Origin of the sequence: Pseudarthrobacter sulfonivorans (genome assembly GCF_024391045.1) — a bacterium.
In the GTDB taxonomy this organism is placed as follows: Bacteria; Actinomycetota; Actinomycetes; order Actinomycetales; family Micrococcaceae; genus Arthrobacter; species Arthrobacter sulfonivorans_B.
The window spans coordinates 48,356-64,055 of record NZ_JANFCZ010000018.1 but is presented as its reverse complement, the minus strand read 5'-3'; the positions used below and the strand labels follow the sequence as shown (position 1 = coordinate 64,055).

The following is a 15,700-nucleotide window of genomic DNA, read 5'->3' as shown; positions in this document are numbered from 1 at the left end:
GGTGCTGGCGCGGGCCGCAGCCTCACTAGCTCAATCGTTCGAGAATCATGGCCATGCCCATACCCCCACCGATGCACATGGTCTCCAGACCGAAGGTCCCGTCACGCTCGCGCAGACCATTCATCAGTGTGTTGGTGATGCGTGCCCCCGTCATCCCGAAGGGGTGGCCCAGTGCGATCGCGCCGCCGTTCACGTTCAGCCGGTCGTAGGGGACGCCCAACTCGCGCGCCGAGCCGATGACCTGGACAGCAAAGGCTTCATTGATCTCGATCAGATCCATGTCTGCCATGCTGAGCCCAGCCTGTTTAAGTACCTGTTGCGAAGCGCTCACGGGCCCAAGCCCCATAATCTCGGGTGAGAGGCCGGTCACACTCGTCGCGACAATGCGGGCCAAAGGAGTCAGGCCAAGGTCCTTCGCTTTCATGCTGCTCATGATCACGAGCGCGGCGGCGCCGTCGCTCAGCGGGCACGAGTTACCCGCGGTGACCGTGCCGTCTGGCCGAAATACGGGAACCAGTGCGCCGACGCCATCGAGCGTCGTGCCGGGGCGGGGGGAATCATCCTGCGCGACGATTGACCCGTCATTCAGCTGAACCGGAGTGATGTCTCGGTCCCAGAACCCGCGTGCCTTGGCCTCTGCGGCAAGTTGCTGACTGCGAACCGCGTACTCATCCTGCTCCGCGCGAGTGATCCCCAAAAGCTGTTGCACGTTCTCCGCGGTCTGGCCCATCTTGATGTACACATCAGGAAGTACATCGACATACCGAGGATCCGACCAGCTTGCGGCCTTAGCGCTCGACCGCTTGAGCGTGCGCGTCATCGCCGCATCGAACTTCGGGTTGGTAACTGAAATGCCCGGCGTTTCGTCTGCGCTGCCGCGCCCGTACCGGCTGACCGTTTCGACGCCGGCTGAGATGTAGACCTCGCCCTCGCCCGCGAGGATGGCGTGCATCGCCATCCTCGTTGTTTGGAGACTTGAAGCACAGTAGCGCGTAATCGTGGTACCGGGAACCGAGTCGAGGCCTGCAAGCACGCTGACCACTCGCCCCATGTTGTTGCCCTGTTCCCCACCTGGCAGCCCGCAACCGAGCAGGATGTCATCGATCTCAGCTGGGTCCAGCCCAGGCACCTGCGCCAGAGCCGCCTTGACCATCTGCACGGCCAGGTCATCTGCCCGCATGTCGACGAGGCTCCCCTTATTGGCGCGCCCAATGGGCGATCGCGCCGAGGCGACAATCACGGCTTCTCGTTTCACAGTACTGCTCGCTTCCTTAAGGTGACATGCCCGGCACACTCACCACGTGCGGCCGGCTGTCACTTTGTTCATTGAGCTGTGCCGCGGTGAAGAGCGTGTACGAGTGCCGTCGACACGCTGCGCCTGCTTGCTGCACACGCACTGGGTACGTAGTCAAGATGTCAAAGTCATTTTCGATATCTCATACACCGGCCTATGGCGTGCGGCAATCGCTCGTGCCGCGCGATGCTTGCCATCCCGGTTAGTTAATCATGGAAAGCGCGCGCAATCAAGCTGCGAGCTCAGCGGCAATGGGCCTTCACCCTCACCGCGCCAGCTCACATTTGACGCTGCCGATGCCTTAGCCAACCAGCAGCGTCCAGCCGGTTATCGCCAGGCTGGCCGCTGCGCGATCAAGTTGCCGCGGACTACGCGCCCACCGAATGAGCAGCTGCAGGCTGGGATGCCGCGTGCGACACCACCGAACGCGGCCAATCCGACATGTCAGCCTCAGCGATCACACCGGCCAACAACACTCGGATCTGCTCAGCGAGGGAGTGCGAATACTCGGCGACGGTCTCGCCCTCATGCGGATGCGCCCAGCGGTGCGTGCCGGTCAGCATCGAGAGGATCAGATTCGCGGCGACCATCGTGTCCCCGTCCCAGGTAAACGAACCTTCCTGCTGGCACTCGGTGAGCAGCTCGGCAAAACGGGTCGTAGTGCGACGCGCCCAGAGGCGGAACTCTTCCCGCGCCGCTGGCGAAAGCGCAGTCTGCTCGCTCAGGGTCAGCCGGTATGAATTCCGGTAAACTATCGCAAGCTCCACATGCAGCTCCAGGGACCAGTGCAGACGCACGATCGGGGGAACCGGCTCGGCGTACAAATCAACCTGAAGCTGCTCCATCTTCCCGCACATCACCCGCACGACCTCTTCGAGCAACCACTGCTTGTTCGACACGTACTGATACACGGTCGGCTTCGAGATGCCCGCGGCCCGAGCGACATCATCTATGGTGCTGGTCGCGAAGCCCTTCTCTAGGAAGACATTCGCGGCTACATTGACGAGTGCTGCGGTCGAGGTCGCCTTCTTCTGCGCCAAAATTCCTCCCAGAATCCTTATACGTTGACTATAGAGTTAATCGGCTTCCACCGTAGTGGACTTGCGCAGTTTTGGGTTCGGTCACGCTGCATAGGCAATCGTGCCGATAAGCGTCCGGGATATTTGCAGTAGTGGCGCGGCTCAATCTGGCGAAACTGCGATTCTTCTAGCACGGTGCATGCTCCTCTGTATCAGACGGTAAGAATGGGGGACAACAGGTCCCTGGTCGTCAACTCCGCATGTTTACCTTACCAGTAAAGATTAACGGTGACGAGGTAGGCGTCGACGCACGCACTAGGCATCCAAGCAAGGCGGCGAGGTCGCCCGTGAACTTCGATTCTCGTGAGGACGCGTGGCCCAGCAAGGGCCATTCGATAGGACGAAAAATCATTTCTCGATTGCCTGCGTTATGGTTAACTTACTAGGAAAGATTTGTTCGACCAGCAAGTCGCGACGCGCAGCGTAGGCGAATATCGACCGGAAGAGAAGGAAGTTTCGATGCCCAGTCCATCTACAGACCGCACGGTTGCCGACGGCACCATCCCCAAGTCACAAACGCTGATCGCGACGAGCCCCAACAAGTTGAAGCTCGGCATCTTCGGCATCAACCTAGCAGGTGGCGCGGGCGGAATCAGCACCATGCCTGGCCCCATGAAGGTTAACAACTGGGAAGAGCAAAAGCACATCGCGATCATGGCCGATCGTGCCGGTTTTGAAGTTCTTGTTCCGGTTTCTCGCTGGAAGGGCCTGGGCGGCTCAAGCGGTCACTGGGATCGCTCGTATGAGACTTGGGCCTGGGGTGCAGCGCTTGCAGAAGCTACCGAGCGGATCCAGATCTTTACGACATGCGCCATCCCGCTGTTCCACCCGGTGATGGCTGCCAAGCTTGGGGCGACGCTGGACCACATCTCCGGCGGACGTTGGGGCCTCAACATTGTTCCGGGCTGGTTTGCTTCTGAGTTCAAGATGTTCGGGATGGATCTTGGTGATCGCGAATCGCGTTACAAATACGCCCAGGAGTGGGTCGACATCCTTGACCGCCTGTGGAGCGAAAAGGGAGAATTCGACTTCGAGGGTGAATTCTTCAAGCTCGAGGGTGCTGAGTCGGCTCCGAAGCCTATGCAGACGAGACCTACGATCATGAATGCGGGCCAGAGCCCCGAGGGGCAGAAGTTTGCGGTCGAGAACGCGGACATGATCTACATTAAGCTGCGCCACAATGATGAGTGCCGCAAGACAATTGAAGCCATACGCGCGCAGGCTGCAGCAGCAGGGCGCGAGGTTGCCATCTGGGGAAATCTCGACGTCATCTGCAAGCCGACTGAGCAGGAGGCTCGTGACTTCGCCGATGCCTGGACAAAAGCCAGCGACGACGAGGCGCTTGGCCGTTTTGTCGAGGGAATTACCGGTTCTGACTCGGCATCGATGGACTTCTTGCGAGAAAACCCCGAAACCGCGAACATCCTGCGCCTGAGCGGCGGAGGCGAGAGCGTCATCGGAAGCCCCGAGCAGATTGCCGCAGCGCTGCAAGGGTACTCGGATATGGGTATGGACGGCCTGGCGCTCACGTTCCACGAGTACCCGGAGGCAGTGGAGTACTTCATCAGCGATGTGCATCCGCTCCTCGTCAAGGCGGGCCTCCGCACCGAGCATTCACTCGACAGCTAACCCTGAAACGCTGAGAAATCTCGTTCTCGACCCGGGGGACGCCTCCATAATGGTGAGTCGTCCCCCGGGTCGCAGGTATCGACGTTGGCTTCAAGCGGCTTCGTGGGAAAACTGCGTGGCGCCTGCTCGTCTGGGCAGGATGCACCAATGGTCGTGTTTAAGGCTGAATAATCAGGGCTTGACGAAAGTCTCTTCTATTCAAGAATCGTCGCAGGAGGCGTAGTGATGAAGCTCAGAGATTTGCTCGAAAGAGGAGTGGTTGCACCCGGGGTGTGGGACGCCGGATCTGCCCTCCTAGCGAAACAAGCGGGCTTTGAGTGCCTATATCAGTCTGGCTATGCCATTGAGGCCACTCAGATCGGAGCACCGGATATAGGCCTGATGACCATCACCGAGGTGGCTTCGCAGGCGTCCAGGATCATGGCTGCGACCGAGCTTCCCCTCGTGGTCGATATCGACACTGGCTTTGGCGGCGTCAATAACATTTGGCGTACCGTGCGCACGCTCGAGGCCTCGGGTGCTGCCGCCGTGCATCTGGAAGACCAGGCCAGCCCCAAACGATGCGCGAGCATTGCCGCCATCCGCAGGGTGAGCCGCGAGGAAGCGGTGCTCCGTGTCGAGGCTGCCGTCGATGCACGGCGCTCGAGAGAGATGCTCATCATTGGGCGCACCGATGACGCTGGCGAGTCGTTTGGTGAAATGGTGGCCCGGGCAAACCTGTATCTTGCCTCGGGTGCCGATATTGTGTTGCCAGTTATGCTGCGCGCAGACGGCGTGCCGTTGGAGAGCATGTCACCTGATGAGCAGATGGCCAAGTTCGCCGAGCTTGCTGCGGAGATCGACGGTCCCGTGTGCTGGTCGAATAAACGGATCCCCGCAGGCTACCGAGCAGAGGACCTGATCGAAGCGGGGTACAGTCTGGTCATTCTCGCTGGCGAGGCGCTGGAGGCGGCCGTGACTGCGACGAGCCGCCTCTACCGAACGATTATCAGCGAGGGAACGCCCACGCCGTATTTTGACGAGCACCCCAGCGACTACAGGATGGGCCACCAGCTGGCCTCCGAGGTGCTCAATCTGGCCAGTTTCATCGAGCGCGAAGAAAGATATCTTGCGCCTGAACAGCAGTGAACCCTGAGGCACCGCGGCATGGCCAGAGGGCCGAAGGTGGACAGCTTGTGATCAAGGAGGAGAAAGCACATGAACAAGGCAGTTGGACTCGTGCAGGTCGCACCGAAACAGTGCGAGCTACAAGAATTTTCCCTTCCTACTCTGGAAGAGGGGGCGGTGCTGGTGCGCGTCGAGGCGAACGGTCTGTGCGCCTCTGACATCGACGCCTACAACGGCATCGACTCATACTGGGATGGACGACAGCGCATCCTGGGCCACGAGATTGTCGGCGTCATTGAGGATATGGGTGCGAAGACCAAGATCCGCGATTCGTTCAACGTCGGCGACCGCGTTGCGGTGAACCCCTTCGTGATTTGTGGGATGTGCACGGCTTGCCTCCGCGGCGACCAACAAGGGTGCAACGGCACCCGCGTGAGGCTTCGCTACGGGGCGGTGCCCACGGAGGTTGAGCCCGCGCTCTGGGGCGGCTACGCCACACACGTCTACATCCCGCCGAGCGGCATCCTCTACAGGGTGCCCGACGGGATCGGTGCCTTGGACGCTACGCTGTGGAACCCCATTTCTGGCGGGTACGAGTGGGCCGTGGTACGAGGCGGCATCCAACCCGGGCAGAAGGTGCTCATCCTTGGTCCTGGCCAGCGAGGCTTGGCGTCAATCTTCGCGATTCGCCATGCGGGCGCGGATCAGGTCGTCGTTACCGGCTTGTCCCGCGACCAGTACAAGCTTGATTTGGCGATGGAGCTCGGCGCTGATGCGACCATCAATGTTGAGAAGGAAAACCTCATCGAGCGCGCCAAGGAACTCACAGGGGGCGCTGGCTTCGACGTGGTCATCGACACCACGCCACACGCCACGCAGCCGCTGGTCGATGCCCTTGAAGTGGTGGCTCGCACCGGCACCATCGTGGCAATCGGCATCAAAAACCGCCCGCTCGACGGCTTCCCCATTGACCAGCTCCTCATGAAGCGGGTGCGCCTCCAGGGTTGGGTCGGGCAGAGCAACGATTCCTTCCAGCGGGCACTCGACCTGATTGGCTCCGAGCGGTTCCCGGTTCACAAACTGCGCACGCACGTGTTTGGGCTCGACGAGCTGGGCACCGCGATAGATGTGCTCGGTGGCGTCAACACCACGGAGAAAGCCGTGAACGTGGTTATCACCCCCACGTGGGCATAGCTAGGTTCTCTGAGACAAAGGAAAGCTGATGAAACAGGACCCCGCAGCCTATCGGATGGTTGCCGCCGGGCTGGACGAGAACGGATCTGCGGTGTTTCGCGACGAGGTGCCCCCGGCCGCTCGCGAGATCCCAGGAATCGGCAGCTCGGCGTACTTCTGGCGCGTCGCGGGTGAGCATTCGGTGCCCTCATCGGTCGGTGCGCCCGCGACGGTGCCTGGCCCCGCAACTGACAGCGGATCGGCGCTGGCCATCGTTCGCATCGCTGCAGGATCTGACACCAGAAAGAACCTCTCTGAGTTTCTCGACGTGCAGGGTCACGGCGAGGACAACGATGCCGATATGCACGCTACGGCAACAGTCGACTACGAGATCATCCTCTCGGGGAAGATCGATTTCGTGCTGCCTTGCGGGCAGAGGCGCACGTTGGAGACTGGCGATCTGCTGGTCGTCACCGGAGCGCCCCATCTTTGGGACAACCCCTACGACGAGGATTGCGTTTACCTCAGTATCACCATCGCCGCGCCTGCCTCGAGCCCACACGCTGCAGGCTGATCCGTCGATTTCTTGCTGCCAGTCTCGTTTAGCACCAGCTTCGATAACGAGCAGAGACACTGTATGAATGGGCTCCTGCCGCGCACATGAGATGCGCGGCAGGAGCCCAAATCACTGGACGTCAGCGGGTGTGGCCAGCTAGTCCGAAGTTACGTCTGTGGTGACGTGCGAAATCCCCGCCATGGTGACTTCTAGCGGTCGTTGCAACACCCCGGATTTTCGGGAGTTGCAACGACCATGTCGTCTTCAAATCAAGAATCTTCTCTAAGGGGAAAACCGGGTCCTGTGCTCACGCCCCCACAGAGGAACACGAACAGGCGGTACTCACAGGCCGAGAAGGAAGAATTCTTCGCTGTGTTGGAACGGCTGGAGTGTGCCGCCGCGGCGGCCAGGGAGCTCGGATTCAAGGCCGCAACGTGCCGCAAGTGAGTCCGGCAGGCCGGGATCCAGTTCAAGTACGGTGTGAAGGGTTCCGCACCCTGCCAGGAGTATACGCAGGCTCAGAAGGACGAGTTCTTCACGCTCCTGGACCGCCTTGGGAACGTCTCGGCCGCGGCGTCGGAGCTGGGATGAGCACCGCCTCCTGCTACGTGTGGGTCCACGAGGCCGGGGCGTTGCCCAAGCGGGCCAGGAAGAGGACCGGGCCCAACCGGAAGCACACGCAGGCACAGAAAGACGAATTCTTCACGGTGTTGGAAAGATTCGGCAGCGTCACCGAAGCGGCCAGGCAGCTCGGCCTGAGCAAAGATACGTGTCATAACTGGGACAAGGCTGCCGGCATCCGCAGCGTCCGCGTGACGAGGGGAAAACGCGAGGAGTTCTTCCGCCTGCGCGGGCCGGGGTCAGCCGACGGGAAGCAACAGCGGCGGTGCGCCGATGTGCAGCATCGTCACCGTTAATCTTTACTGGTAAGGTAAACATGCGGAGTTGACGACCACTGACCTGTTGTCCCCCATTCTTACCGTCTGATACAGAGGAGCATGCACCGTGCTAGAAGAATCGCAGTTTCGCCAGATCGAGCCGCGCCACTACCGCAACGTGCTCGGCCACTTCGCCACCGGCGTTGCGGCCGTGACCGCGATCAACGACGGCACCCCCGTCGGAATGGTCGTCAACGCCTTCACCGCGGTCTCGATTAATCCCCCGCTCGTCGCGTTCCTCCCCGAGAAGGGCTCGTCCACCTTCCCCCTGATTCGCGAGTCCGGACGGTACTGCATCAACGTGCTCGCGGGCGGGCAAGAAGAGCTCTGTCGCCGTTTCGCGGCCAAGGGTGCCGACCGCTTCCGCGACACCCCGTGGCGGCCGGCCGAGGGGACGGGCTCCCCGACCTTGGAGGGCGCAGTGGCGTGGATCGATTGCGAGATCCAGGACATTCACGACGCGGGCGACCACTTGATTGTGGTGGGGCGTGTGCTCGACCTGCAGGTGCAGACGCCGACGCTGCCGCTGCTGTTCTTCCAGGGCGGCTATGGCACCTTCGCGCCCCGCTCGCTGGTGTGGGCGAACCGTGGCCCGCTGAGCGAGGCGGTGCGGATGGCTGACGCGGCACGTGAAACGCTGGAAGAACTGGCTACGGAGCTCGGGCTAGAGTGCCGGGTCTTTGCACAGGAAGACGACGCGGTCCGCATCGTTGCGAGCGCGGGGGCCACGAAGGGCGCGGATCCAGTGGGAGCGATGCTGCCGTTTGCTCCGCCGTTTGGCTACGCGATTGCTGCGTGGGGGACCCCGGCAACGCGCCAGGCGTGGATCGACGCGCTCCCGGGTGAACTGTCTGCAGCGGCGCGCCGCGAGCTGGACGATGCGCTGGACGAGATCCGCCGGCACGGGTGGGGTGTGACGTTTGAGAGCGCGGTTGCCCGTGAGGCGCAGGAAATCATCGCAGCGATGATGCAGTACGGGCCGACCCCGGAGCTCGGGCGACGGCTGACAGCGGTCAGTGGGCAGTTTTCTCGACTTGATCACCCGGGCCAGCTCGACGAGCAGACCGCGTCGACGGTGCGCACGATGACGGCGCCGGTGATGGGCGTGGATGGGGCGGTGTTGTATCCCACGCTGTATGGGTTCCCGGCGGAGTTGGATCTGGGGGTTGTGGAGCGTGCGCGGGATGCGCTGCTGCGTGCGTGTGCGGCTCTGAGTGAGCGGTTTACGGGCGTGGGCGTGGGCGTGGGTCATAGATAACACCCACACCACCACGAGGCCTATCCAGGTCACCCTCCCTTTTGGCGAGGCATGAATCACCATTCACCGCTATCAACTCAAAGGAGAGCTGGAATACATGAAAAAGATGGCAACCGCGTTAGTGCAATATGGGCCCGAAAAGCTCAGGGTCGAGGAGTTCGAACTTCCCACTCTGGGTGAGGGTGAAGTTCTCCTCGAAGCAGAGGCGAATGGCCTGTGCGCTTCGGATATTGAAGCGTATCGCGCCCTTGGACATTGCCTGGGAAGGGCGCCCGCGCATCCTCGGCCACGAGATCGTAGGGACAATCGTGGACATGGGCCCCAAATCGTTTAACCGCCAAGAGCTTGAGCTTGGTGACCGCGTCTGTCCCAACGCGTTCGTCCCCTGCGGGCTGTGCGCACGCTGCATGGTTGGCGACTTCGGCGGCTGGGTGGGTCGCGAGGAACGTCTCCGCGACGGCGCCGTGGCGACGGAAGTCGCCCCGAGCCTCTGGGGCGGATACGCCACGCATGCCTTCGTGCCCAAAAACGGATCTTGTACAGGGCCCTCGCATATCGGCGCATACGACGCATCTCTCTGGCAATCGATCGCCGGCGGATTCGAACGGGCCGTTACCCAGGCCGGAATGAAGGTGGGAGATCGAGTGCTCATTCTGGGTCCTGGGCAGCGCGGCATCGGAGCAATGCTGGCGCTCATCTATAAGAATGGAACACTGCGAGCGTGGGCGGGCCTTAGCGATCATTCCTTCCGTCTCGCGCTGGACTACCTCGTGAAGAACGTTGACTCGCTGAGCAGATTGCGCACGCACGTCTTCGGCTTCGACCAGCTCGATATCGCAATCGATGTGCTGACGGGACAGGTGCCAGGCGAGCATGCCTCAACGTGGTGATCGATCCCAAGCTCACGGGAGTCTTCCCCATTTCACAGGAGTGATGAGTTCACAAAGCACGCTCAGGGATCAACCGCTGAGCCGCGGGTGTGCGCAGATGGTGCGCATACGGTTCTTCAACTTCAGCATTTCAAGACGAAGGAATTGACATGGACCTTACGAACACAACTGCCCTGGTGACGGGGGCCGCTTCGGGGCTCGGCGCTGCGACGGTGGAGGCCCTGCTCGCGCGGGGCGCCACCGTTGTTGGCATCGACCTGGCCTCATCAATTGCACGGGTAGACGCGACGGCCGACCGGGTTACGTACGTGCCAGCCGATGTGACCGACGAAACGCAGGTCACGCAGGCAATCGCAGCGATCGAGGATGGACAGCTGCGACTCGCGGTGAACTGTGCCGGCATCGGACCGGCACAGCGCATCCTCTCATCGCGAGGTGCGCACGACCTCGAGACGTTCCAGCGCACCATCAACATCAATCTCGTGGGCACATTCAACGTGATGCGGCTCGCTGCGGAGAAGATGGTCACCAACACCGCCGACGAGCAGGGACAGCGCGGACTAATCGTCAACACGGCGTCGGTTGCCGCGTACGAGGGGCAGATCGGCCAGGCCGCCTACGCCGCGTCCAAGGGTGGCGTTGTCGCGATGACGATCGTCGCTGCGCGCGACCTGGCGCGTTACGGCATCCGAGTCAACACGATCGCCCCCGGCATTGTCGACACGCCCATGCTGGCCACCGTGAGCGATGAGTACCGCGCTGGTCTTGCCGCTGGCGTCCCCTTCCCCGCACGTCTGGCGCGCCCTGACGAATACGCGCAGCTCGTGGCGATGCTCGCCGAGCACGACTACCTGAACGGCGAGACGGTGCGGATGGATGGCGCGCTTCGGATGGCGCCCCAGTAGTCGGCTTCGCCGCACACACTAGCCCGCCTTCGAGAAGAAGGCGGGCCACCTTGTATGTGCACTGACACTCGCGGAAGATCCTCTCACGGGCGCCCGCGCGAGTCCCCCATTCGTCTCTTCAATCTTTTCCGGAACGCCCAAGGAGAACACATGACCGAGTTCCACGTCAACGTGCCCGTCCGCTTCAATGACATTGACATGTTTGGCCATGTGAATAGCCCCGTCTACCTGAGCTACTGCGAAATCAATCGGGTGGCTATGTTCACCCGCATGCACAAAGAAACCGGTTCGGACCTGATGGCGAGCGGGTTTGTGGTCGCTGAGACCCGCATACGGTACCTCATGCCAGTCACGCTGGAGCATGAATTCGTGCACGTGAACTGCTCGGTTGGCCGAATCGGCAGATCTTCGTTCCAGCTGAACTACGCCGTGAAGGTCGATGACGTGATGGCGGCGGAGGCCGAGGTTGTCGTCGTGCTCGTGGACAAGAGCGCGTCTCGCCCCATGACCGATCAGGAGCGCGACTGGTTGACGGCGTTCAAGCAGTAAATCCTAGCCTCAGAGAGGCTCTTCACGACGGCGCAATATGTATAGGGGGCGAGGCGCAGATCCGCCTACGTATCAAGCCCTCGATGGGTTCACCGTCGAGGGCTTGATACGTGACCACAACGAGCCCCGCCCGGGTATTGCATGGCATGGGCGATAGACGGAAGTTACGTTAGGGATTTACTCCGGAACCGCATGGTTCCGGAGTAAATCCGCGTTTTGGGCCGAAAACTGTAGCCCCTAAAATATTCACTAAAAGCCTTCCAATACCGGCCTATCAGGTGTACTTGGCTGCCATGGAACCGGACATCAAGCCCATGCACGTAGCCATTAACACCACCCGCCGGGTGAACAAGGCCGGCGTGGAGGTCGAATACCGGTCCGCCCTGATACGCCGCCCTACCGCCAAGACGGCAAGGTCAAGCACGAGACCCTGGGCAACATCTCCTACCTGCCCCACCAACGCGCCATCGAAGACCTTCGGGCATCCCTGAAGGGCAAGACCCTGGTGGACGCCCAGTCAACGCCGGGGCGCTGTGGCACGCCGGCCCCGGCCCAAAGTCAGTAAGCTGAACGGCAACGAGCGGCTGCGGGATTTCGTGAAGGACAAGCTGCTCACCCGGTGCTCGCCCGAACAGATCTCCAACTTGCTGATCAAGGAATATCGCGATGATGGGCAGATGCGCGTGAGCCACGAAACGATCTACCAGGCCAAGGACGCCCTGCGCACCGGGCGGACCCGCCGCAAGCCCCACAAGAAACCGGAGGAACGCACCAGTCGTTTCCGGGACCCGATGATCAATATCTCCGAACGACGCCCCGAGGTCGAAGACCGTGCAGTCCGGGGCCACTGGGGGCGAACTCATCACCGGCGCCTACAACCAATCCGCGCTCGCCGCGCTGGTGGAACGCACCACGCGGTACGTGATGCTCGTGCACCTGCTCACCGACCACAACGCCGAATTGGTACGCGACGGGCTCATCAAGACCACGGTCACCTGACCGGCACACCTGCGCGGATCCCTGACCTGGGACCAGGGCGCCGAAATGGCCAAATACAAGGCCTTCAGCATCGCCACCGACATGGACGTCTACTTCTGCGACCCGGCCAGCCCCTGGCAGCGCCGGGTCCAACGAAAACACCAACGGGCTGCTGCGCCAGTACTTCCCCCCAACGGCACGGACCTGTCCGTCTACGGTCCCGAGGACCTCGAGCACGTCGCCCAGGAGCTCAACGCCCGCCCCCGCAAAACGCTCGGCTGGGATACCCCAGCCGAGCGCCTGCGTGACCTACTATTGACGAACTAGACACCATCGGTGTTGCAACGACCCCCAGAATTCACCCATGGCAGGGTTCCTGACGTTCTGTCCAACTTAACTTCAGGATAGAGCTACTTGATCAGCTCCGCAAAGGTGTTATTGATGGCCTCCGATGCGGGCACCTTAATCGGCGTGTCCGACTGTAGGTTCACCAGCGTCATGGTCGATTCCCATGACGCATCGGTCATTGTGAAGGGCTCACCCATAAGTTTTGACAGGGAGTCGAGCGTGGTCTGCCAGACGCCATCCGGCATGTCGGCACCCATGACCTTCTTGAGCTTCGCCGAGTCCTCGGCGCTCAAGCCAGCGACGATGTCTGCACGGGCCTCGGAGACCGCTTCGAGGAAGCGCTGAATCGCCTCCGGCTTCTTCTTAATCGATTCTTCCGAACCGGCGAAGATGATCATTCCGACCTTGGGCAGGAGTTTGTCACCGGTCCAGAAGTCCCACGTAATGGCCGTACCATTCGCGGCAGCCGCAGTGACGTTGCCCGGAGCAGTCGCGACGAGCCCGTCGATCCGCTTTGCCCGTAGCGCAGCGACCTGAGCAGCCTGATCAGCAATTGGCTGAAGCGTCATATCATGATCGGGATCCACTCCGTTCTCCTTCACGAGATACCGGAACGCCGCGTCCGTCGAAGAGCCCGCGGTGAAGGAGCCAAGGGTCATCCCCTTCAACGCCTCGACACGCTCCTTTAGGGGCGAGTCCTTGGTGATGCCCTTGGCCTCGAGCTTCGCGACGGTCTCGGGGGTGAAGCCGATCTCAAGCGAATACCCCATCATGACGGTGCCGACATTCACGGCCGGCCGGCCTGCGGAGCGCGCAAACGCAATTGCGGAGGGTGCGGTCATTGCGAGATCGGCTTCGTCGTTCATCACAGCGTTCACCATGTCGGTGGCGTTGAGCATCGCAGGGAGCAGCTCGACCTTGACGTTTTGCTTATCGAAGTACCCGCCCTCGATCGCCCACATCAGTGGCATTGCGTTGGGGAAGGTACCGAAGTTCGCGAGGCGGATCGTCTCCGTTGCCGAAGCACCCCCCTCAGCCGATCCCGTGGCGGCGGGCTCCGCCGAGCCGGCGCAGGCCGCCAGTGAGATGGCCAGCACGGCTGCGGTCACAGCCCCCGCTGCTCGCTTGAGTCGCCGTTGACTTGTCTTGAGCACAGTATGGACTTCCTTTCAATTACGGTTTGGTAGATCGGAAAACAGGGAACATACAGATTTGTCGCGCGCCTGCCCGCGAGCGCTGTCAGCTCGTTGGTGCCGGCTAGTTGGTGCGAGGGGTTGCCCTCCAGCGCAGCAGTCGCGTCTCGGCGACCTTAGTCACACCCATGAGTAGGCTGCCCATAATCGCCAGCACCGTGATGCTCGCGAACACGCCCGCGGTGTCAAACTGACCCGCAGCGCGAACCAGCAAGAAGCCCATGCCACTGTTCGACGAGAGCATTTCCGCGGTTACCGCGGCCACAAGCGCCATTGGCCCCGAGACGCTCAGCCCCTCAATGATGTGGTTCGTTGCTGAGGGCAGGATCGCCTTACGCCCGATGTCGAAGCCGTTGGCTCGCATCAACCGCATCCGGTCGAGAATCTCGGAGTCGACGTCCTTGACGCCAGCAAAGGTGGCAAAGAAGACGAGGAACAGCACCACGCTGGCAACGAGCGCGATCTTCGAGCCGTCGCCGATACCGAACCACAGAATGAAGACCGGGATGAGTGCCAGGCGCGGCGTCGAGTACAGTGCAGCGATGAATGGGCTCAGCACGGCGGCCAGGTAGCGGTTCAGGCCCAGCACGAGCCCAAACACGAAGCCGATGAGCGCACCGATGACGAAGCCGATGAGTGTGATCTTGTACGTGACCGCAATGTTGCTCCACAGCACGCCACGCTCTGCATAGGTGGCCAGCGCACCCCAGATCTCTGAGGGCTTGCTCATCGCGAAGATGTCAATGAACACTCCCGGCTGGCCAGGGGGGCCCGAGCCAAACTCCCATAGGAGAAGTAGCGCGACCAGCAAGACGAGCTGCGACACGATAGTCACTACTCGCTGTTTGAAACGCTTATTCTTCTTCTGTTGAGACACCGAAGGAGCGACTGAAACCGCGCCGGGCTTCTGTACGCGGTCGGCAAGGGCGGGGCTCTGTCTACTGCTCATAGTCATTAGCGGACCTCTGCGGGGTTGATCTGTTCTTCTAGGAGGTTCCAAAGGCGTTTCCACACATCGAGGAACTCGGGGGTGGTGCGAAGCTCCATGAGGTCGCGCGGACGCTCGAGCTCTATCTTCTCGACGTGGATGATGCGTCCGGGAGCCGCCGAGAAGACCACAACCCGGTCAGCGAGAAGAATCGCTTCTTCGAGATCGTGCGTCACAAACACCACGGTCGTGCCGTCTCGCTCACACCTCCCGAGAAGCTCAGTCTGGAGGTTCGTGCGCAGCTGCGCATCAAGAGCGCCGAAGGGCTCGTCCATCAGCAGCGTGTGCGGCTCGTAGATCCAAGTCTGAGCCAGCATGGCCCGCTTGCGCATTCCGCCTGAGAGCTGCGAGGGGTAGTGGCCCGCGAACTTCGACAGCCCAACCTGCTTGAGCATCCGGCTCACCCTGTCGCCTCGTTCGGATCGGGGCAGGTTGTGCAGTTCGAGGGGAAGGGCGACGTTTCCGGCCACCGTTCGCCACGGCAGCAGGGAGTCTTTCTGGGTTACGTACCCCACATCGGTGTTGATCTCGCGAACAGGCTTGCCCTGATAGCTCACGTCACCGATGCTCGGGGTCAACAGACCCGCCGCCATGTTCAGCAGCGTGCTCTTGCCGCAACCACTGGGGCCGATGACGCAGATGAACTCACCGCGTTCGATCGTGAGTTCGATGTCGGTCACCGCCTGGAACGAGCCCACGGGGCCGTCGAACCTGCGTCCCACCGACGAATACTGGATCTGGGGCGGGGACTGCCCATCCAGATGGTCAACGCTGACCGTATTACTCATGTTCACTGCCTTCGTGTTTGTATCGGT

At 61.5% G+C, this 15,700-nt stretch carries 14 protein-coding genes and 1 pseudogene; 10 read left to right on the top strand and 5 right to left on the bottom strand.

The genetic code is table 11. The features are described 5' to 3' along the window. Positions 1-25: 25 nt before the first annotated feature. Positions 26-1,255: an acetyl-CoA C-acetyltransferase gene (locus NQJ30_RS12815; protein ID WP_255770311.1), complete on the bottom strand. Its 1,230-nt coding sequence runs from the start codon at positions 1,253-1,255 to the stop codon at positions 26-28. 407 nt (positions 1,256-1,662) lie between these two features. Continuing rightward, a complete protein-coding gene (locus NQJ30_RS12810; RefSeq protein ID WP_255770310.1) occupies positions 1,663-2,334 on the bottom strand; it encodes a TetR/AcrR family transcriptional regulator in 672 nt (223 codons plus the stop codon). Positions 2,335-2,766: 432 nt separating this feature from the next. Here NQJ30_RS12810 and NQJ30_RS12805 point away from each other — a divergent pair, with 432 nt between their 5' ends. From NQJ30_RS12805 to NQJ30_RS12760, 10 genes and pseudogenes are all read left to right on the top strand, one after another. Next, a complete protein-coding gene (locus tag NQJ30_RS12805) occupies positions 2,767-4,002 on the top strand; it encodes an LLM class flavin-dependent oxidoreductase (protein ID WP_255770309.1) in 1,236 nt (411 codons plus the stop codon). 225 nt (positions 4,003-4,227) lie between these two features. Continuing rightward, positions 4,228-5,130 carry an isocitrate lyase/PEP mutase family protein gene (locus tag NQJ30_RS12800; RefSeq protein WP_255770341.1) on the top strand — a complete coding sequence of 301 codons (903 nt, stop codon included), beginning with the start codon at positions 4,228-4,230 and terminating at the stop codon, positions 5,128-5,130. Positions 5,131-5,199: 69 nt separating this feature from the next. Next, complete coding sequence (locus tag NQJ30_RS12795; RefSeq protein ID WP_255770308.1) at positions 5,200-6,303, top strand: zinc-dependent alcohol dehydrogenase; 1,104 nt, start codon at positions 5,200-5,202, stop codon at positions 6,301-6,303. Between the two features lie 28 nt (positions 6,304-6,331). After that, entirely contained in the window at positions 6,332-6,856 is a 525-nt protein-coding gene (locus NQJ30_RS12790; RefSeq protein ID WP_255770307.1) for a hypothetical protein, read from the top strand. A 569-nt stretch (positions 6,857-7,425) separates the two neighbouring features. Continuing rightward, positions 7,426-7,755 (top strand): hypothetical protein, encoded by a 330-nt coding sequence (locus NQJ30_RS12785; protein ID WP_255770306.1) that lies wholly within the window; start codon positions 7,426-7,428, stop codon positions 7,753-7,755. A gap of 88 nt (positions 7,756-7,843) precedes the next feature. Continuing rightward, the gene (locus NQJ30_RS12780) at positions 7,844-9,034 is read left to right on the top strand and encodes a flavin reductase (RefSeq protein ID WP_255770305.1); all 1,191 of its coding nucleotides are present in this window, start codon (positions 7,844-7,846) and stop codon (positions 9,032-9,034) included. Between the two features lie 248 nt (positions 9,035-9,282). Beyond that, on the top strand, positions 9,283-9,924 hold the full coding sequence (locus NQJ30_RS12775; RefSeq protein WP_255770304.1) for an alcohol dehydrogenase catalytic domain-containing protein: 642 nt from the start codon (positions 9,283-9,285) through the stop codon (positions 9,922-9,924). Positions 9,925-10,073: 149 nt separating this feature from the next. After that, positions 10,074-10,829 (top strand): SDR family NAD(P)-dependent oxidoreductase, encoded by a 756-nt coding sequence (locus NQJ30_RS12770; protein WP_255770303.1) that lies wholly within the window; start codon positions 10,074-10,076, stop codon positions 10,827-10,829. A gap of 150 nt (positions 10,830-10,979) precedes the next feature. Next, positions 10,980-11,378, top strand: a complete 399-nt coding sequence (locus NQJ30_RS12765; protein ID WP_255770302.1) for an acyl-CoA thioesterase — start codon at positions 10,980-10,982, stop codon at positions 11,376-11,378. Between the two features lie 524 nt (positions 11,379-11,902). Beyond that, positions 11,903-12,683: pseudogene (locus NQJ30_RS12760) on the top strand (IS30 family transposase); the annotation flags it as partial. 83 nt (positions 12,684-12,766) lie between these two features. Here the strand turns inward: NQJ30_RS12760 and NQJ30_RS12755 are convergent. The 3 genes from NQJ30_RS12755 to NQJ30_RS12745 all read right to left on the bottom strand — a co-directional run bounded on the left by NQJ30_RS12755 (position 12,767) and on the right by NQJ30_RS12745 (position 15,673). Beyond that, positions 12,767-13,813 (bottom strand): ABC transporter substrate-binding protein, encoded by a 1,047-nt coding sequence (locus tag NQJ30_RS12755; protein ID WP_255770301.1) that lies wholly within the window; start codon positions 13,811-13,813, stop codon positions 12,767-12,769. Positions 13,814-13,961: 148 nt separating this feature from the next. Further along, entirely contained in the window at positions 13,962-14,732 is a 771-nt protein-coding gene (locus NQJ30_RS12750) for an ABC transporter permease (protein WP_255770300.1), read from the bottom strand. A gap of 119 nt (positions 14,733-14,851) precedes the next feature. After that, positions 14,852-15,673: an ABC transporter ATP-binding protein gene (locus tag NQJ30_RS12745; RefSeq protein WP_255770298.1), complete on the bottom strand. Its 822-nt coding sequence runs from the start codon at positions 15,671-15,673 to the stop codon at positions 14,852-14,854. Positions 15,674-15,700: the final 27 nt, after the last annotated feature.